The following is a 15,355-nucleotide window of genomic DNA, read 5'->3' as shown; positions in this document are numbered from 1 at the left end:
GGCCCGCCGTCCGGGGTTCAGCGTTTGAGCGTGAAGGTGAAGCCGTCGGAGACCTTGCCGCTCAGCCGGACCGCCGACACGACCTTTCCTTCGGTGACCAGCCGGTCCACCTCGGCTCGGGGCAGACCGCACCCCTCGGCGATCAGCCGGGCCGGCCGGATCGGGATCGGCGCCGCGAAGCGGACCGACACGTCGATCACCTCGCGATCCGAGTAGTCGGCGTTGCCGGTGTCGAGGCGCCAGGCCCCGTCCCAGTCGAGGGCGACGCGGTTGCGTCGCCGCAGCACCGGGTCCTGGAGCAGCTCGGCCGCCAGGGCAGGATCGTTGGCGTGCAGCCGGTCGAGCAGCTCGGGTCTGACGGCGCGCACGGTCACGCGCTCCAGGACCGTGAGCTTCACGGTGTCCTCGCACCCGGTGCAGAGCACGAGGAGCCAAGCGTCGATGAGCTTGTGGTTGGCGTTGACGCGGAATTTACCGTCCGCCCGGAACCGCTCGCCCCCGCACGCGGGGCAGCGGCGGAGGACGAGCGGCAGGCAGGTGGGTACGACGACCCAGTTTTCGAGCATGGATGTACACCGGTTCCCGTGAGAAGTCCGCAGCAAGAAGCAGCGCGGCGCACAGGCGCGACGCGCGACGATTCAGCACTCGGGGTTTCTCACGCGATGTACAACGGCACGTCCTTCGACCGGGCAACAGGGCTCGGAGGACGATAACGGCTCGCGGTGGTGCGGTTCTACCGGTTATTCGCTCAGCGCTTGAGCTTGGCGTACACGATGACGTTGTCGAGGTAGTTCCGGTTCGCCGCGTCGTACTTGCCGCCGCAGGTGATCAGGCGCAGCTCGGCGTCGGAAGTGTTGCCGTACACGGCTTCCGTCGGGAACTCCTTCTTCGCGATCTGGTCGACCTTCGTCACCTCGAAGGTCAGCTTCCCGCCGTCGGCGCGGTCGACGTGCACGGGGTCGCCCGGCTTCAGCTCGTGCAGCCGCCAGAAGATGCCCTTGCGGTGGTCGCCGTCGATGTGGCCGAGGATCACCGCGGGCCCGATCTCGCCGGGGGTCGGACCGTACTCGTACCAGCCGGCCTGCAGCGGCTGGTCGACCGGCGGCACTTCGACGGTGCGGTCGGGGTTGAGCCCGAGCGACACCAGCGTCGACTTCGCGTCGATCGCGGGGACGTCGAGTGCGGTCGGCAGCGAGCGGCTCAGCCCGGCGGCGACGGCGGCCGCGGGGGCCGGTGGCGGGGCGGCGGGGGTCGCCGTCGCGCCGCAGCCGGCGAGCAGCAGGGCGGAGACGGCGATGAGGAGGGCGCGGCGCAGCACCGGCTCAGCCCTCCGCGGCGAGGCTGCCGTCGCCGGTCTGCGGGGCACCGGCGGGGACCACGACGACCTGCCCGGGCCCGGTCGGCCGCGGCGGCGCCTCCGGAGCGCGTTCCTTCGACGGGCCGCAGGTGACGGAGGCGAGCTTGACGTCGCCGCTGCCGAGGGCGCCGGTGGTCTTGCCGCCGAGCAGCTTGACGTGCAGGGCGGTGACTTCGAGAGAACCGTCGTAGCGCTGGATCTGCTCGTTGACGATCACCTCGGCGACGCCGGGGATGCCGAGCTTCTGGTTGGGCGAGGTGGCGGCGGGCAGCGTGCCGAGCCGGCCGAGGTTGACGCCGGCGAGGTCGCTGCTGCCGGTGACGTGCCCGTCGGCCGAGCCGCAGCGGGCGCTGATCAGCCGGATCGACGGCACGCGCCCGGCGGCCGCGGCGAGCAGCGGCAGCGTCACCTCGGCGACGCTCGCCTTGGCGGCCACGGAACCGGCGCCGCCGACGACGGAGCTGCTGATGGCCTTGGCGGTGACGAGCCCCTTGAGCGGGACGTCCGCGACGCTCGCCTCGGCGGGGCCGGTGCTGCCCGACTTGGCCAGCTGCCCGGTGTCGACGGTGATCCCCTCGCCGCCGGTGAGGACTCCGGGGAGCAGGGAGACACTCGCCGACGCGCCGAAGGCGGACCCGCTGACGGCGTCGTCGGCGGCGGCGACACCGGCGGAGCCGGCGAGCACGGCGACGGTCACCCCGGCGAGGCTCCCGGCTCGGAGCAGGGTCGTGCGCATGAAGAAAGTCCTTTCGCCGGAACGGAAAACGGGGAGAAGCCGCAACGGGACGTGACCCGGCGGCAAGGGAAAGCCCGGCCACGCTATCAAAATCGCCACGCGGGGCAAGGATTCCTTGCGGCGGCGGGGATTCCGGTGGTGCGCTGAACGTGATCTTCAGGCGCGGGGACGACACTATGCGGTCACTCGAGGGCTCGGGTTTTCCGAATGTGTGGACGCGGAGTAGTGCGCGTTGCGGCATTCGAGGCGGTTCAGTCGCGAATCAGACACGGACGAGTGATTACCTGGACGGGCGGCGGCGAACACGCGGAGTCATGTGACCACCACGGTCGTTTGGATCGCCGCCGGGGCGAATACCGGCGTCAAGCCCGATAGGGGCCTCGGCTTCCGAGGTCCGGGCTCACCCGCGGCGGCGGGCCACTCGGCCCGGGCACCGGCGTCACGGTCGTCTGCTCGGTCCCCGCGTCGCCGGCCGGCCGGCCGGATCCGTCGGCCTCCCGGTCCTGGTAGCGGGATTCGGCGATCGTGTCCTGGCGCCGGCGGCCGAGGACCGCGATCGTCACCCCGTGGGCCACCGCCAGCAGCAACAGGAACACGCCCAGGCGGCCGACCAGCGCGGCCGTCGAACCCGACCAGCCCGGACCCACCACCGACAGCAGGGCCAGCAGGCCGAACGCGACCAGGTGGAAGACCGTCACCACCATCCGCGCCATCGCGCCGGTCCCGTCGGCGCCGTCCGGGCCGCTCAGGTAGCGGCGGCCGCCGCGGTAGAGGATCTGGCCGTCGGCGATCACGAAGATCAGGCCGATGATCAGGAACCCCGGGAGTTCGTTGTCGGGCATCGTCTCCTCCTCGTTTCAAGAGGGGTACCCGCGGACCTCGCCCCGGCGAGCGGCTTCACCGGATCGAGCGACGGCGGTCCTGGAGGAACTCCAGGTTTACGATCGCGATCATGCGATTCGCCATCAAGACCTCGCCCCAGAACACCGAGTGGGCGGACATGCTCGCCGTGTGGCAGGCCGCCGACGAGATCGAGCTCTTCGAGTCCGGCTGGACGTTCGACCACTTCTACCCCATCTTCTCCGATTCGACCGGGCCGTGCCTCGAAGGCTGGGTCACGCTCACCGCGCTCGCGCAGGCCACCAAGCGGCTGCGGCTGGGCACGCTCGTCAGCGGGATCCACTACCGCCACCCGGCGCTGCTCGCGAACATGGCCGCGACCCTCGACATCGTTTCGGGCGGCCGCCTCGAGATCGGCATCGGCGCCGGCTGGAACGAAGAGGAGTCCGGCGCGTACGGCATGGAACTCGGCACGGTCAAGGAGCGCAGCGACCGCTTCGAGGAAGGCTGCGAGGTGCTCGTCGGCCTGCTGACCCAGGAGACGACGTCGTTCCAGGGGCAGTACTACCAGCTGACCGACGCGCGCAACGAGCCGAAGGGCGTGCAGAAGCCGCACCCGCCGATCTGCATCGGCGGCAGCGGCGAGAAGCGCACCCTGCGCACCACCGCGAAGTACGCCCAGCACTGGAACTTCGTCGGCGGCACGCCCGAGGAGTTCGCCCACAAGCGCGACGTGCTGCACCGCCACTGCGCGGACATCGGCCGCGACCCGAGTGAGATCACGCTGTCCTCGCACGTGCGCCTCGGCCCGGACGGCGACTACGCCAAGGTCGCGGCCGAAGCGGAGGCACTCGGCGAAGCGGGTCTCGATCTGGCGATCGTCTACCTGCCGCCGCCGCACACCCCGGCCGTGCTGGAGCCGCTGGCGAAGGCGCTCGAGCCCCTGCGCTGACGGACACCGCGGGTTCTCACCCGGGCGTGCGGAGTGGATCACCCGGCCGAGTTGCCGCGAATTGCGCGACCCCGGACCCGGTGGGAGCGTCGGGAAACCGACTGAATTCCCACCACGGATCCAGGAGCCGCGCATGACCACCACCGAAATGCCCGCCGTGCACGAATGCACCGTCAGCGGTTGTTCCTACAACCACGACGGCTGCCGCGCCTTCGCCATCACCGTCGGCGGGGACAACGGTTCCGCGGACTGCGGCACCTTCGTCCCCCTGAACACGAAGGGCGGCCTCGACCGCGTCGTGGCCCAGGTGGGCGCCTGCTCGCGGGCCGACTGCCGGCACAACTCCTCGCTGGAGTGCACGGCTTCGAGCGTCCGGGTCGGCCCGGGCGAGGGCGGGCACTCCGCCAACTGCCTCACCTTCACGAAGTAGCGCTCGGCGAACGCGGCGCCGGCCGGCTCCCGGCCGGCGCCGCGGCACGCCGCCGCACCAGGTGCAACCCGGTGGCGGCCACGACGCCCACCGCCGTGATCACTCCGGTGGCCACCGGGCTCAGGGACTTCGACAGGCTCGGTGCCGTGCTCGGCCCGAGCAGCCAGACCGCCAGCGGGACGACGTAGGCCGCCGCCATCAGGCCGCTCCACCAGCGGGCCGCGCGGGACCGCAGGGTGCGCGCCAGCACGATCGCGACCGGGATGCCGCCGAGCAACGCGAACTGGCCGAGCACCATGACCGGGAACGCCCACGCCGCGACGAGCACGGCCTTCGACGGGCGAGTGGGGATGGACATCGCTTTCTCCTTCGAGTTCGAGGTCGAGATCAGCAGGGGCGGGCTTCGGCGGCCGTCTTGAGGTCGGCCAGCCAGAGGTCGAGACCGGGCGCGAGGTACTTGATGGCCGTGGCGGGATCCGCCTCGATCCGGGCGCCCGTCCAGCTCTCCTCGGTGCGGACGACGACACCGCCCCGGACCGGCGTGAACGTCCAGACGTGGACGCCCCGGTCGATGCGCAGGCCGTCGCCGATCGCCGGACCGGACCAGCGGATGCACCGCTCGGGCCGGACCTGGCCGACGGTGGACGTGATGACGAGCGTCGTGGCGGGGGAGGACGGCGTCGCCGGGACCGGGGTCGTCCAGCGGAACCGCGAACCCGGGTGCAGGGGGCCCGGGTCCAGCCGCTTCGCGCTGGTGACCGCGGCCTGCCAGGCCGGCCACCCCTCGATGCCGGTCTGCACCTTCCAGACGGTGTCCACGGGCGCCTCGACGAACGTCTCGGTCCGGTAGTGCACCTGGGCGGCGGGGTCGATGCCCTGGCCGCGGCAGGTCAGCGGGCTCGCGGTGGCCGCGTCCGCCGGAGCGGCGGCGAAGAGGGCCGCGGCGGCCAGCGGGACGGCGAGCAGGGCACGGGTGGTCTTGACCATGGCGGTTCTCCTCGGATTGTTAGTGGCTCTCGCTGTAGTTAGAAGCTATAACGCCCGGTTGCTTAGTGTCAATAAGAAAAGTGATAGCCTCTAACTCGACCGGAAGGAGCCGCTCATGACGGACGCGGGGCCGAGCTCACGCGAGCGCTACCGGGCGCAGGTGCGCGCGGAGATCAAGCAGCACGCGTGGGAGCAGATCGCCGAGGCGGGCGTGCCGGCCTTGTCGCTCAACGCCATCGCCAAGAAGCTCGGGATGAGCGGGCCGGCCCTCTACCGGTACTTCGCGAACCGGGACGAGCTGGTGACCGCGCTCATCCGCGACGCGTACCGGAGCATCGCCGACACCGTCCGCGCGGCCCACGACGGTGGGGCGGACCTGGCCGCGCTGGCGCACGTCGTGCGGGACTGGGCCCGGCAGGACCCCCAGCGGTACTTCCTGATCTACGGCACGCCCGTCCCCGGCTACCACGCCCCCGGCGACACCACCGCGATCTCGCACGAGGTGATGGCGGTGCTCATCGAAGCCTGTGGCGCGCGGCCGGCGGAAGCGGCGGCGACACCGTTCGACACCCACCTGGAAGACCACCGCGAATGGGCCGGCGACCACCCGGCCCCGGCCGCGGTGCTGCACCGCGCGCTGGCGTTCTGGACGCGCCTGCACGGCGTGCTCTCGCTCGAACTGGCCGGCCACTTCGCGGGCATGCGGTTCGACCCCGGCCTGCTCATCGACGAGGAAGTCGCCGCCATCGGCGCCGGGTGACCGCGGTCAGGGGATGAAGCAGCTCAGCGACGGGAGCTCGGCCGCCGCACTGTCCGACAGTTCGACGAGCCACACGAGCAGGTGGACCACGACGCCGACGACGTCCGCCGGTTGCCCGCGGGCGGCCAGCTCGACCTGGATGTCGCGGCCGGCTTCGTCGTCGCCGAGGGCCGCGAGCAGGGCGCGCAACGCGGCCCGGGGTCCGGGCGGCAGCCGGTCCACCGCGACCGCCCGCGCCCGGTCGTCGGCCACGGCGATGGTGAAGATCGTCCCGGGGCCGGTCGGGCGCCGGTCCCGGACCACGGCCGCGCACCGGCCGACCAGGTCCCCGACGATCTCGGCGGGGGCGTGCGGCGAGCCGGCTCCGGAGAGCACGCCCAGCGCGTCGGCCACGGCGTCGTACTCCCCGGCCAGCGCGGCCTCGACGAGGTCGGTGGTGAACTGCCGGCCCCGGTTCTCGGTCATCCGGTCGAGGTACCCGGCCGGCGGCGGATTAACCGGCTAGCGGCGGCTGGCGGGTCCACGGACGCGACAGCCTCGAACGCCGACGCGCCCGCTACGGCACCCGCGTCGGCTAGGACTACGTCCGCTGCGCCGTCGACGACCACACCCGTATCGCTTACGCCGAAGTCCATCCCGACGAAACCGCCGCCACCTGCGCCGGGTTCCTCCGCCGCGCTGCCACCGCCTTGGCCGAGCTGGGCATCGACCGGATCGAACGCGTGATGACCGACAACGCCATGGCCTACCGCCGCTCCCACGCCTGGCGCGACGCCCTTTCGCCGGCCTGAGAGTGGTCTTATGCCCAGCTTTCACCAGCTCACAGCACCGGGCCGACGCGTTGCCCGGGTTCCTGCACCGTTACAACCACCACCGCGGCCACACCGGCCTGCATGGTCGCCCACCCATCACCCGAGTCGACAACCTCACAGGGCACTACAGCTGGCGCGGCTCCGGCAGCGCGAAGAGGGTGTGCTGGGCGGGATCCTCCGGCTCGCCGCCGAGGCGCAGGCACTTGCGGCAGGTCACCGGCAGGTCGACCGGGGTGATCTCGCCCGCCGCGCCGAGCCCGGACCACCCCTGGTGGCAGGCGGGCGCGGGCAGGGTCAGCTCGTCGAGCCAGGGCACCCACGCCACCCGGTGGGCGACGCCGGACCGGCCGATCCGCAGCCGCATCCCGGTGAAGAGGCGGTGCTGCGCGACCGCGAACCGTTCGGGATCGACGCGGGTGACCGGGAACAGCGGGATCGGTTCGCTCACCCGTCCAGTATGCGGGGCCCGGGAGCGTGTGCGCGGTGGCCGGCCGGTCGGGGGGCGTGCCGCCCGGCCACCGCGTCGACGAAAGAGAGGAAACGTCGTCGCGGCTATGACGGCCGGGCGGCCGGTTCACCGATTCGGGTGACGTCGGCTCAGCCGGCGGCCAGCCAGTCGAGGTTGATCGAACCGGTGTCACCCGCCGCGTACGACAGCGTGACCACCGGGTCCCGGCCGGTGAGCGGGACGTCGGCGAAGGTCACCGTGCCCCAGGCGTCCCAGCTGTCGGAGACCTTCGGGAAGCTCACCTGCCGCACCGCGCGCCCGTCCACCGACAGTGTCATCGTGCGGGTGTCGCTGTTGGCGTTGGCGTAGCGCACGGTGAGCGCGGCCGTTGCCGGGTCGCTCGACGTGCGGTGCAGCGTGAACGACGACGCCGCGCCCTGCGCCCAGAGCCCGTCCAGGAACGCGCGGCCGGAGTAGCCGGTGTGGTTCACGTTCGTCTTCACGCCGCCGGTGTTGACCGCGTCCTCCGCTTCGAGGTGGGCGGGGGCCGGGCAGCCGTCGACGGTGCCCGCGGTGTCGGCGCACCGGTCGGCCGCGTCGGGCACGTGGTCGCCGTCGCGGTCGCCCGCCGCCGCGCCGGTGAGGGTGATCGCGACGGTGTGGCTTCCGCTCAGCGTGGCCGGAACGGTGTTGCCCGGCGCGGGCCGTCCGTCGATCGTGAACGAGCTGACCCGGGTGCCCGCGCCGCGCAGCGAGATCGTCAGGTTCGCAGTGCGGTAGCTCAGGTTCCGGAGGGTGACGTCACCCCAGCCCGCGGGGAGGTCCGGCGCGAACGCGAGGCCGCGGTCGGTGAACGTCAGCCCGAACAGGCCGGTGTGGATCATGTCGAGGAACGCGGTGGCCGACCAGGTCTGGTCGGGTTCGGACCCCCAGTGGAACTTCACGGTGTCGCCGAGCCGCTGGTAGCCGCCGTCCACGACGCCGGTGTGGCCGTTGTAGATCTCCCAGAACCCGCTGTTGTTGTCCGCCAGCTTCGCCAGGCGCGCGGTTTCCGACGCGAAGGCGCTCTGGTTTCCTTGCCCGGCCAGCGCTTTGGCCCACAGCCCCTGCACGAGCGGCCACACGATCGCGTTGTGCCGGCCCGGCTGCGCGTCCGAATAGCGGTCCCAGTTCGGGAACGTGTCGGGCATGCCCCACGGCATTTCCTGGGCGCGGGCGACGATCGAGCGGGCCTGGGCCGGGTTCGCGATGCCGAAGAGCAGCGCGAACGCGAGCCCGGTGCCTTCCTGGTAGGCGCCGCGGGTGCCGTCGGCGAGGAGCTGGTAGTCGTAGAGGCCGGTCGCCGTGTTCCAGAAGTACCGGTTGATCGCGGCTTTCAGCGCGGTCGCCTTGGCCCGGTAGCCGGCGACCTCCGCGCCGGGACGGCCGAGCTTCTCCGCCATGTTCGCGGCGTTGACGTAGGCGGAGTAGTAGACCTCGTTGGTGCTCAGGTACATCCCGCTCGCGACACCCGGCCACGGCGAGCTGCCCGTGCTGACCGATTCGGTCGCGTCGGCGGGCGGCGCGGGGTAGCCGGCGATGCCGTCGTTGAAGAACGACGGGCCGGTGAACAGCCCGTACGTCGCGTTGAAGCCGGCCGTGGTGGCGTGTTCGCGGATGCTCAGCGTGTCCGCCGTGGTGCGGTAGGCGTTTTCGAGGAAGCCGCCGTCGCCGGTCACCAGGTAGTGGTGCCAGGCGGCGGTCGCCCAGACGACCTGGTCCCACTGCTGGTCGTCCTGCTGCACGCGCAGGGCGCCGGCGGCGTCCTTGTCGACGACCGCCCACAGCGTGTTCTTCGCGAGGGCGGGGGCGAGGAGGCTGGTGGCGTTCCAGCTGTTGATCGACGCGTCGCGCGTCCACGGCTGGGCGTAGCCGCCGCCCGCGCGGACGATGCCGGTGGCCGGGTCGAGCAGGCCGCTCTTGTCGTACTTCGCGTCGTAACCGATCGTGTTGGTGCGCACCAGGTTGTCGAGTGCGGCGCGATAAGCGGTGCCGTACAAGGCTTGGCTCGCGGGGTTCGCGAACTCGAGCTGCGGAGGCGGCGGACTCGCGGACGCCAGGCTCGTGGCCGCCGGAGCGGCGACGACGCCGCACGCGACCGCCAAGGCGAAGAGTGCCGAACCGACCCGTTTCCTCATGCGCGTACCTCTTTCTGCGCCCGGGGGACCGGGGACAGTCCACCACGGAACGCGAGTTCTTCCCGGGGAACACGGGAATCCTGTCCGTTTCTGTCCGGCGGCGCGGACCGCCGTCACGGTCCGGTAAAGACCGTTGTGCCTGGTAGCACCGTGTGATCGGGTGTCGGGACCCGTGATCGAATCGGTGAGGAGGATCGGTGCCGTTCTTCCTCTCGCGGCTTTTCGCGCGCTGGGTGCCGAACCGCGCCTGGCTGCTGCCGGTCGCCGTGGTGGTGGTCGTGTTCGCGACGAGCTGGCCGCTGATGGCGCTCGCCGAACCGGCCGGCAGCGAGCTGGTCCGGCCCGGCAACTACTGGTGGTACTTCGTCGTCACGACGACCACGGTCGGGTACGGCGACTTCTCGCCCGAGACGGTCGCCGGGCACGTCGTGGGCGCGTACGTCATCGCCGGCGGGCTCGCCACGCTCACGACGGTGTTCACGAGGCTCGCTTCGGTGCTGGAACAGGCGAAGGGACGGCGGATGCAGGGGACGGAGGCGGTGCGGGCGACCGGGCACACGGTGCTGATCGGGTACGCGGCCGGGCGGACCGAGCGGATCGTGGCCCAGCTGCTCGCCGACGGCGTGACGGCGCTGGTGCTCTGCGCGGAGGTGCCGGTGCACCCGATGCCGGGGCAGCCGGTGGAGTTCGTCCGCGGCGAGCCGACGGCCGCCGGCGTGCTGGACCGGGCGGGCGTGGCGCGCGCGGACGCCGTCCTGGTGGACGTGGCCGACGACAACGAGGCGCTGGCCGTCGCGGTCACGGTGGACCACGCCAGCCCGGCGGCGCACGTCGTGGTCACGCTGCGTGACCTCGAGCGGGCGGAGCTGCTGCGGTACGTGGACCCGCGGATCCGCTGCGTGCAGTGGCACACGCCGCGGATGGTGACCGAGGAGCTGACGTCGCCGGGGATCGCCGAGGTGTACGCGGAGCTGATGACGGCCGGGGGAGCGGACACGTTCTCGGTGACGCTCCCGGAGTCGCTCGGCAGGCTCCCGGCGTCCCGCTGCCGGATGGCGCTCGGCCGCGCGTACGGCGCGACGGTGCTGGCGGCGCGCGCGGGGGAGGACCTGGTGGTGAACCCGGGCTGGGACGCGGAGCTGGCGGCGGGGGCGGTGCTGTACTACGTGGGCCCCCGGCGGCTCACGGGCGGCGAAGTCGAGACGGCGTTGCGGGACCCCTCGCTGTGATTCACGTGCTTTGTCCGGATTTCTGGGCGTTGGTGGTGGCCGGTTCGGGCTGGGAGTTGCATACTTCGACCATGGCGCGAGGGAAAGCGGAGGTCGCGCGGTGAGTCCCCGGGAGGGGCCGCCCCGCCCGAAGTTCGGCAGGATCGACCCGTACTGCCTGATGGCGGTGCTGCCGATCCTGCTGGTGGCCGGCATCATCGGGTCACTGGTCAACGTGGCGCTGGGCCTGGGGTGCGCGGTGTTCGCGGGGTTGATCGTGCTGTTCGACTCGTGGGCGAACCGCCCATCCCGGGCCCGCGAGCCGGAGCCCGAGCCGGAGAGGCAGGAGCGAGCACCCCGCCCGGCGGCGGCCCGCCCCCCGGCCCGCCGAGGCCCACCTCCGCCGCGGCCGCAGGTACCGCGAGGGCAGGCGCCCCCGCCACAGCGGACCCAGGTCCAGCGCGCACAGCCACCGCGCGCGCAGCCCCCGCGCGGGCAGGCACCCCGGGCGCGGCAGGCGCCGCGTGAGGCACCTTATCGCTGAGCGAAGGTTCGCACACCGCGGGTAGCGAAGAAGCCGACCTCGCTTTCGGCGGCGGCGCGTTTCGGCCTCGGCGCGGGTAGTGAAAAGCCGGCCTCGCCTTTGGCGGCGGCGTCCACTTCTGCCTCAGCGCTTCCCGCGGCGCCGTCGGTTGCCTCGGTCCGGGCTTCCCCCTTCCGCTAGCGCGGCCGCCGGCACCGGGATCGCGATCACCCGCGCCGCCGCCGCGGGCTCAGTCCGAAGTGGACACCTCTCAAACCGCCCCCATGTCCAGCGAAAGCCAATGCTCGGGCCGCAGGAACACCACGACGTGCTCGCCGATCTGCGTCCGCTCGAACTCCAGGTACCCGTCCACCTTCTCCGCCGGCAGATACCGCGCCGCCATTTCCCTCGCGCGCTCCGGGGAGTCCGGTTCCGTCCTCGTCACCGGTCCCTCCACCGACACGTACCGGACCGTCGGCGCCGTGCGCTGGGCCATCATGCCGAACCGCCCCGCCGCGTCGATCGCCTTCTTCTTGCGGGAACCCGGTGCCGTGCGCACCCAGAGCTCGCCGCCCGGGGTGTACTGGTACCAGATGGGGATCGTCAGTGGTGCGCGGTCCGGCCGCTCCGCCACCGACAGCGCGCCGATGTGGGGTTCCGCCAGGAATTGCTCGCGTTCCGCTACCGAAAGTGCCATGCGCCGGACGCTACCTCGCACCCCCGACAAGATCTGCAGTCTCGATACCGCACGGGTATCGTGCGGAAGTGGACCTGCGCTCCCTCAAGTACTTCGTGGCCGTCGCCGACGAGCGGCACGTCGGCCGGGCGGCGAGCCGTCTGCACATGACGCAGCCGCCGCTCAGCCGGGCGATCCGGCAGCTCGAGGACGAGCTCGGCGCGGCGCTGTTCGACCGCACCCCCAAGGGTGTCACCCTCACCCCCGCCGGCGCGGCGCTCTACGACGAAGCGGACGCCCTGCTGAAGCAGGCCGACCGGATCCGCGGCCGGGTGACCGCCGCGGCGGGCGCGGCGAGCCTCACCGTCGGCACCCTGGCCGACGCGGCCGAGCACGTCGGCGGCCGGCTGGTCCCGTTGTTCCGGGAGCGGCACCCGCACGTCGACGTCCGCGTCCACGAAGCCGACCTGGGCGATCCGACGGCCGGTCTGCGTGCCGGGCTCGTCGACGTCGCCTTGACGCGAACTCCCTTCGACAGCACGGGAATCGGCTCGCAGGTGTTGCGCTCGGTGCCGGTCGGGGTCGTGGTGCGCGACGACGACCCGCTCGCCGGCCGCCCTTCGGTGGCGGCCGCCGGGCTGGCCGGCCGCCGGTGGGTCCGGCTGCCCGACGGGACCGATCCCGGCTGGAGCGCTTACTGGACCGGCGGCGCGCCCGACGACGCGGCCCCGGAGCTGCGGACGGTCCAGGAATGCCTGCAGGCGGTGCTGTGGAACGGAACCACCGCGCTCGCCCCGGTCGACCAGCCCCTGCCGGCCGGGCTGGCCGTCGTCCCGCTGGCCGACCGGCCGCCGAGCGACCTCGTCGTGGCGTGGCCCCAGGCCGCCCGGAGCCCGCTGGTCCGCAGCTTCGTCCAGGTGGCCTGGGCCGCCTACCGGGGTTGACCGGCGCTCAGGAGCCGGCGTGCTCGGCCATGTACTGCGCGTACCAGACCGGCCATTCTTCGTCGTACTTCCCGGTTTCCTTCTCGTGCTCGCCGTGCGCGGCGGCGGCCTCCCGCAGCGCCCGCTCCAGCTCCTGCGCCGAGCCGTAGGTCACGCCGTCGACGCGCCCGGGGAACCGGGTCGTGATCTCCTGCAGCAGCCACGTGTTGCCGTCCGGGTCGCTGAACGACGCGAACGACGAGTACGTGCCGTGGTCGGGGTGCACCCCCGGGGCGAACGCGCCGGTCTCGTCGCGGTGGAAGACGTCGCTGACGTCGACGCCGTGGCCGGCGAGCTCTCTGCGCGCCGCCTCGATGTCCTCGACGACGAGGTAGGTGCTGCGGACCGAGCCGGGGGCGGCGTCGGTGAGCCCGGTGCCGAAGTGGACCGACGTCGGCGACCCCGGCGGGGTCAGCTGCACGATCCGCGAGGCGCCGAAGTCGATGTCGGCGTCCTCGCGCCAGCCCAGGGATCGGTAGAAGTGCTTGGTCCGGTCGACGTCGGTGACGGGCAGGACCACGACTTCGAGCTTCATGTCCATGATCGGCATTCCTCCCGGTGCGGCGGCAGGCGGATCCCGTGCCGCTCGAGACCACTCTGCCGCGTCACGGGCCCGTTCGCGCCGGGGAAACACCCGGCCGTGGCCCCGGTGCGGACCCGCACCGGGGCACCGGGGTCACTGGCAGGCTTCGCAGTCCGGGTCGTCGATGCGGCAGGCCGCGCCGTCGGTGAGTTCGAAGTCGAAGTCGTCGAGCGCGGGCACCACCGGGGTGGTGGACGCTTCCGGCGTGGTGGTGGCGGACATGGCCCTCCCTAGGGATTCGTACGGTTCCTACTCCTCTGTAGCGCCCAAGATCCACCCGCATTCCGTGACGCGGGGCACACCCGGTCTGGTAGCTTCCCGGCATGCGCCTCGCCTTCGTCCGGACGCTCGCGATCTTCGCATCCCTCCTCGTGTTTTCCCTGGTCAGCCCGCCTGCGAACGCGTCACCGCGGCCCGGGTGCGAGTGCCCGACGCCGTCGATCGACCGGCTGCAGCAGTGGCTCGCCAGCGGTGAGGGCACCACCGTCCCGCCCACCGGGAACCTGCTCGTCCCCGAAGGCCGCGGATACACGGCGAAGGTGGAGTTCCTCAACGCGGAGTGGCACGTGGTCGTCGTGTGGCTCGGCAACCAGTTCGAGGCGCAGGCCGATCTCTCGCACTCGGCCGGCTTCTGGCTGACCTACCGCGCGACCGACGACCTGTACGTCCAGCTGCGCCCGGCCTCCCACTGGAGCGGCGGCGACAAGTGGCTCACACTGGTGCCTTCGACCCGCGGGAAGCTCGTCACGAAATTCTTCAGCTTCAGGCCCCAGGCCTGGACGTCGCTGCCGGAGCTGGGCACGCCGGCGTACTCGTTCGCGTCGGCGCTGGCCGAGGCCCGCGGCCTGGTCTTCGTCGGCAAGACGCCCAACCGGCTCGAGTTCCGCGGCCTGCCCATCGACGGCTACCGGCCACCCTGCCTTTGACCGGCACCCGCGCCGGCGCGGGTCAGCGGTGGGCGGAGATGGCTTCCCCGGCCGTCGGGTAGGTCGGGAAGAAGTCCGCCAGCCCGGTCAGCGCGAGCGTGCGCGTGAGCCGGGCCGGCACGGCGACCAGCGCGACCTTCGCCTCGGCCGCCTCGGCGACGTTGCGGGCGGCGATGAGCGCCGAAATCCCGCTGGAGTCGCAAAAAGTCACTCCCGCCAGATCCACCACCAGCAACTGCCCGGACGTCAGCGTGAGCTCCCCGATGCGCACGCGGAGCCGGGGCGCGGTGGCCACGTCGAGCTCGCCGCGGACGGTCAGGACCGGGCCGCTCTCCGCCGGGTCGGTCGAAGTCGAGAACGCGTTCGTCATGGCTGGTCGCCTCCGGGCTGGGAGATGCCGGACGCCGGCGGGGCGGTGACTCCGGCCCCGGCGCCGTTCGCCGGCTCCGGCGCCTCGGGCAGCTCGTCGTCGTCCCCGGTGCGCGTGCTCACCGGGCTCATCCTGCCACTCGGGAACCGGCGGCGTGGACCGCGCCGCCGGTTGTTTCAGGTCCGCCGGAACTGGGTAAGCCACCCAGGTTCTGAAGGAGTGTGAGGACCATCCCGACGCGCGAGCTCGGCACGGGCACGGACCAGCCGGCGCAGGTCCGGGAGTGGGCCCAGGATCTGCTGACCGGCCTGGATCCGGAGCGCCTGGCCGACGCCGTGCTGGTGCTCGACGAACTGGTGTCGAACGCGCTGTGCCACGGCGCCGCCCCGATCCGGGTGCGGCTCGTCCGGGCGGCGGATCACCTGAGGTTCGAGGTCACCGACGCGAGCCCCCGCCCGGCCCGCCCGCGGCAGCCCGATATGGACGGTGGGCGGGGGCTGATGCTGGTCGACGCCTGCAGCCGGCGGTGGGGACAGTGGCGGCACGACACCGGCAAGACAGTCTGGGCCGAACTCCCGGTGGGCTGA

General features: G+C 72.3%; 22 protein-coding genes and 1 pseudogene. 9 read left to right on the top strand and 14 right to left on the bottom strand.

Features of this window, described 5'->3' with window-relative positions; all coding sequences use genetic code 11:
• Positions 1 to 17: 17 nt before the first annotated feature.
• The 4 genes from QSK39_RS18335 to QSK39_RS18320 all read right to left on the bottom strand — a co-directional run bounded on the left by QSK39_RS18335 (position 18) and on the right by QSK39_RS18320 (position 2,935).
• Positions 18 to 566 carry a DUF1062 domain-containing protein gene (locus QSK39_RS18335; RefSeq protein WP_285478952.1) on the bottom strand — a complete coding sequence of 183 codons (549 nt, stop codon included), beginning with the start codon at positions 564 to 566 and terminating at the stop codon, positions 18 to 20.
• Between the two features lie 182 nt (positions 567 to 748).
• The gene (locus tag QSK39_RS18330; RefSeq protein WP_285478951.1) at positions 749 to 1,318 is read right to left on the bottom strand and encodes a class F sortase; all 570 of its coding nucleotides are present in this window, start codon (positions 1,316 to 1,318) and stop codon (positions 749 to 751) included.
• 4 nt (positions 1,319 to 1,322) lie between these two features.
• Positions 1,323 to 2,093 carry a choice-of-anchor P family protein gene (locus QSK39_RS18325; RefSeq protein ID WP_285478950.1) on the bottom strand — a complete coding sequence of 257 codons (771 nt, stop codon included), beginning with the start codon at positions 2,091 to 2,093 and terminating at the stop codon, positions 1,323 to 1,325.
• 362 nt (positions 2,094 to 2,455) lie between these two features.
• A complete protein-coding gene (locus QSK39_RS18320; RefSeq protein WP_285478949.1) occupies positions 2,456 to 2,935 on the bottom strand; it encodes a hypothetical protein in 480 nt (159 codons plus the stop codon).
• A 110-nt stretch (positions 2,936 to 3,045) separates the two neighbouring features.
• On the opposite strand from QSK39_RS18320, the gene QSK39_RS18315 reads away from it, so the two are divergent.
• Entirely contained in the window at positions 3,046 to 3,885 is an 840-nt protein-coding gene (locus QSK39_RS18315; RefSeq protein ID WP_285478948.1) for an LLM class F420-dependent oxidoreductase, read from the top strand.
• Between the two features lie 133 nt (positions 3,886 to 4,018).
• Positions 4,019 to 4,315: a DUF1540 domain-containing protein gene (locus QSK39_RS18310; protein WP_285478947.1), complete on the top strand. Its 297-nt coding sequence runs from the start codon at positions 4,019 to 4,021 to the stop codon at positions 4,313 to 4,315.
• Here the strand turns inward: QSK39_RS18310 and QSK39_RS18305 are convergent.
• Positions 4,305 to 4,673 carry a hypothetical protein gene (locus QSK39_RS18305; RefSeq protein ID WP_285478946.1) on the bottom strand — a complete coding sequence of 123 codons (369 nt, stop codon included), beginning with the start codon at positions 4,671 to 4,673 and terminating at the stop codon, positions 4,305 to 4,307. The genes QSK39_RS18310 and QSK39_RS18305 overlap by 11 nt on opposite strands.
• A 29-nt stretch (positions 4,674 to 4,702) precedes the next feature.
• A complete protein-coding gene (locus QSK39_RS18300) occupies positions 4,703 to 5,302 on the bottom strand; it encodes an SRPBCC family protein (protein ID WP_285478945.1) in 600 nt (199 codons plus the stop codon).
• Positions 5,303 to 5,417: 115 nt separating this feature from the next.
• Between QSK39_RS18300 and QSK39_RS18295 the strand changes: the two genes are divergently transcribed.
• Positions 5,418 to 6,062 carry a TetR/AcrR family transcriptional regulator gene (locus tag QSK39_RS18295; protein ID WP_285478944.1) on the top strand — a complete coding sequence of 215 codons (645 nt, stop codon included), beginning with the start codon at positions 5,418 to 5,420 and terminating at the stop codon, positions 6,060 to 6,062.
• Between the two features lie 6 nt (positions 6,063 to 6,068).
• Here the strand turns inward: QSK39_RS18295 and QSK39_RS18290 are convergent, their stop codons facing one another.
• Positions 6,069 to 6,527 (bottom strand): hypothetical protein, encoded by a 459-nt coding sequence (locus QSK39_RS18290; RefSeq protein ID WP_285478943.1) that lies wholly within the window; start codon positions 6,525 to 6,527, stop codon positions 6,069 to 6,071.
• Between the two features lie 32 nt (positions 6,528 to 6,559).
• Here QSK39_RS18290 and QSK39_RS18285 point away from each other — a divergent pair.
• Positions 6,560 to 6,820: pseudogene (locus QSK39_RS18285) on the top strand (IS481 family transposase); the annotation flags it as partial.
• Positions 6,821 to 6,998: 178 nt separating this feature from the next.
• Here QSK39_RS18285 and QSK39_RS18280 read toward each other — a convergent pair.
• Complete coding sequence (locus QSK39_RS18280) at positions 6,999 to 7,322, bottom strand: hypothetical protein (RefSeq protein ID WP_285478942.1); 324 nt, start codon at positions 7,320 to 7,322, stop codon at positions 6,999 to 7,001.
• A 149-nt stretch (positions 7,323 to 7,471) separates the two neighbouring features.
• Entirely contained in the window at positions 7,472 to 9,499 is a 2,028-nt protein-coding gene (locus QSK39_RS18275) for an MGH1-like glycoside hydrolase domain-containing protein (protein ID WP_285478941.1), read from the bottom strand.
• Positions 9,500 to 9,696: 197 nt separating this feature from the next.
• On the opposite strand from QSK39_RS18275, the gene QSK39_RS18270 reads away from it, so the two are divergent.
• Positions 9,697 to 10,728: an ion channel gene (locus QSK39_RS18270; protein ID WP_285478940.1), complete on the top strand. Its 1,032-nt coding sequence runs from the start codon at positions 9,697 to 9,699 to the stop codon at positions 10,726 to 10,728.
• A 100-nt stretch (positions 10,729 to 10,828) separates the two neighbouring features.
• On the top strand, positions 10,829 to 11,251 hold the full coding sequence (locus tag QSK39_RS18265; RefSeq protein ID WP_285478939.1) for a hypothetical protein: 423 nt from the start codon (positions 10,829 to 10,831) through the stop codon (positions 11,249 to 11,251).
• A 250-nt stretch (positions 11,252 to 11,501) separates the two neighbouring features.
• Here the strand turns inward: QSK39_RS18265 and QSK39_RS18260 are convergent, their stop codons facing one another.
• Complete coding sequence (locus QSK39_RS18260) at positions 11,502 to 11,927, bottom strand: pyridoxamine 5'-phosphate oxidase family protein (RefSeq protein WP_285478938.1); 426 nt, start codon at positions 11,925 to 11,927, stop codon at positions 11,502 to 11,504.
• Between the two features lie 68 nt (positions 11,928 to 11,995).
• Here QSK39_RS18260 and QSK39_RS18255 point away from each other — a divergent pair, with 68 nt between their 5' ends.
• Complete coding sequence (locus QSK39_RS18255) at positions 11,996 to 12,850, top strand: LysR family transcriptional regulator (protein WP_285478937.1); 855 nt, start codon at positions 11,996 to 11,998, stop codon at positions 12,848 to 12,850.
• Between the two features lie 7 nt (positions 12,851 to 12,857).
• On the opposite strand, the gene QSK39_RS18250 is transcribed toward QSK39_RS18255, so the two are convergent.
• Complete coding sequence (locus tag QSK39_RS18250) at positions 12,858 to 13,430, bottom strand: VOC family protein (RefSeq protein WP_285478936.1); 573 nt, start codon at positions 13,428 to 13,430, stop codon at positions 12,858 to 12,860.
• 135 nt (positions 13,431 to 13,565) lie between these two features.
• Positions 13,566 to 13,694: a hypothetical protein gene (locus tag QSK39_RS18245; protein WP_284740705.1), complete on the bottom strand. Its 129-nt coding sequence runs from the start codon at positions 13,692 to 13,694 to the stop codon at positions 13,566 to 13,568.
• A gap of 101 nt (positions 13,695 to 13,795) precedes the next feature.
• On the opposite strand from QSK39_RS18245, the gene QSK39_RS18240 reads away from it, so the two are divergent.
• Complete coding sequence (locus QSK39_RS18240) at positions 13,796 to 14,398, top strand: hypothetical protein (protein WP_285478935.1); 603 nt, start codon at positions 13,796 to 13,798, stop codon at positions 14,396 to 14,398.
• Positions 14,399 to 14,420: 22 nt separating this feature from the next.
• Here the strand turns inward: QSK39_RS18240 and QSK39_RS18235 are convergent, their stop codons facing one another.
• Entirely contained in the window at positions 14,421 to 14,768 is a 348-nt protein-coding gene (locus QSK39_RS18235) for an STAS domain-containing protein (protein WP_285478934.1), read from the bottom strand.
• Positions 14,765 to 14,890: a hypothetical protein gene (locus tag QSK39_RS18230; RefSeq protein WP_285478933.1), complete on the bottom strand. Its 126-nt coding sequence runs from the start codon at positions 14,888 to 14,890 to the stop codon at positions 14,765 to 14,767. The genes QSK39_RS18235 and QSK39_RS18230 overlap by 4 nt, the downstream gene beginning before the upstream one ends.
• A gap of 99 nt (positions 14,891 to 14,989) precedes the next feature.
• Between QSK39_RS18230 and QSK39_RS18225 the strand changes: the two genes are divergently transcribed.
• On the top strand, positions 14,990 to 15,355 hold the full coding sequence (locus tag QSK39_RS18225; protein WP_285478932.1) for an ATP-binding protein: 366 nt from the start codon (positions 14,990 to 14,992) through the stop codon (positions 15,353 to 15,355).

The sequence above is a fragment of the Amycolatopsis sp. NBRC 101858 genome, assembly GCF_030269325.1.
Taxonomy (GTDB): Bacteria; Actinomycetota; Actinomycetes; order Mycobacteriales; family Pseudonocardiaceae; genus Amycolatopsis; species Amycolatopsis ponsaeliensis.
This window is presented reverse-complemented; position numbering and strand designations above follow the sequence as displayed.

Bases quoted from the DNA above. Each gene is read 5' to 3' on its own strand.
- QSK39_RS18335 (WP_285478952.1), bottom strand. From the start codon at position 566: ATGCTCGAAAACTGGGTCGTCGTACCCACCTGCCTGCCGCTCGTCCTC.
- QSK39_RS18325 (WP_285478950.1), bottom strand. From the start codon at position 2,093: ATGCGCACGACCCTGCTCCGAGCCGGGAGCCTCGCCGGGGTGACCGTC.
- QSK39_RS18320 (WP_285478949.1), bottom strand. From the start codon at position 2,935: ATGCCCGACAACGAACTCCCGGGGTTCCTGATCATCGGCCTGATCTTC.
- QSK39_RS18315 (WP_285478948.1), top strand. From the start codon at position 3,046: ATGCGATTCGCCATCAAGACCTCGCCCCAGAACACCGAGTGGGCGGAC.
- QSK39_RS18310 (WP_285478947.1), top strand. From the start codon at position 4,019: ATGACCACCACCGAAATGCCCGCCGTGCACGAATGCACCGTCAGCGGT.
- QSK39_RS18305 (WP_285478946.1), bottom strand. From the start codon at position 4,673: ATGTCCATCCCCACTCGCCCGTCGAAGGCCGTGCTCGTCGCGGCGTGG.
- QSK39_RS18300 (WP_285478945.1), bottom strand. From the start codon at position 5,302: ATGGTCAAGACCACCCGTGCCCTGCTCGCCGTCCCGCTGGCCGCCGCG.
- QSK39_RS18295 (WP_285478944.1), top strand. From the start codon at position 5,418: ATGACGGACGCGGGGCCGAGCTCACGCGAGCGCTACCGGGCGCAGGTG.
- QSK39_RS18290 (WP_285478943.1), bottom strand. From the start codon at position 6,527: ATGACCGAGAACCGGGGCCGGCAGTTCACCACCGACCTCGTCGAGGCC.
- QSK39_RS18275 (WP_285478941.1), bottom strand. From the start codon at position 9,499: ATGAGGAAACGGGTCGGTTCGGCACTCTTCGCCTTGGCGGTCGCGTGC.
- QSK39_RS18260 (WP_285478938.1), bottom strand. From the start codon at position 11,927: ATGGCACTTTCGGTAGCGGAACGCGAGCAATTCCTGGCGGAACCCCAC.
- QSK39_RS18250 (WP_285478936.1), bottom strand. From the start codon at position 13,430: ATGGACATGAAGCTCGAAGTCGTGGTCCTGCCCGTCACCGACGTCGAC.
- QSK39_RS18245 (WP_284740705.1), bottom strand. From the start codon at position 13,694: ATGTCCGCCACCACCACGCCGGAAGCGTCCACCACCCCGGTGGTGCCC.
- QSK39_RS18240 (WP_285478935.1), top strand. From the start codon at position 13,796: ATGCGCCTCGCCTTCGTCCGGACGCTCGCGATCTTCGCATCCCTCCTC.
- QSK39_RS18235 (WP_285478934.1), bottom strand. From the start codon at position 14,768: ATGACGAACGCGTTCTCGACTTCGACCGACCCGGCGGAGAGCGGCCCG.